We start from the raw sequence: 433 nt of genomic DNA on the forward strand, positions 1-433 counted from the left end.
AGTGAGGGAACAGTAACCCTAGATGGTCACCTTTTGAATGGGAAATCACCTTATAAGATTGCCTCTTTGGGACTTGGACGTACTTTCCAAAATATCCGTCTTTTTAAAGATTTAACAGTTTTAGACAATGTTTTGATTGCTTTTGGAAACCATCACAAACAGCATGTTTTTACTAGTTTCTTACGCTTACCAGCTTTTTACAAGAGTGAAAAAGAATTAAAGGCTAAAGCTTTGGAATTGTTGAAAATCTTTGATTTAGATGGTGATGCAGAGACTCTTGCTAAACATCTTTCCTACGGACAACAACGTCGTTTGGAAATTGTTCGTGCCCTTGCTACGGAACCTAAAATTCTCTTCTTAGATGAACCAGCAGCAGGTATGAACCCACAGGAAACAGCCGAATTGACTGAGTTAATTCGTCGTATCAAAGATG

At 38.1% G+C, this 433-nt stretch carries 1 protein-coding gene; it reads left to right on the forward strand.

The genetic code is table 11. The features are described from left to right. Nucleotides 1-433 (forward strand): ABC transporter ATP-binding protein (locus CKW40_RS46265; RefSeq protein ID WP_143748545.1); only part of this gene is annotated, 433 nt, incomplete at both ends.

This window comes from Mesorhizobium carmichaelinearum (assembly GCF_900199455.1).
GTDB classification, from domain to species: Bacteria; Pseudomonadota; Alphaproteobacteria; order Rhizobiales; family Rhizobiaceae; genus Mesorhizobium; species Mesorhizobium carmichaelinearum.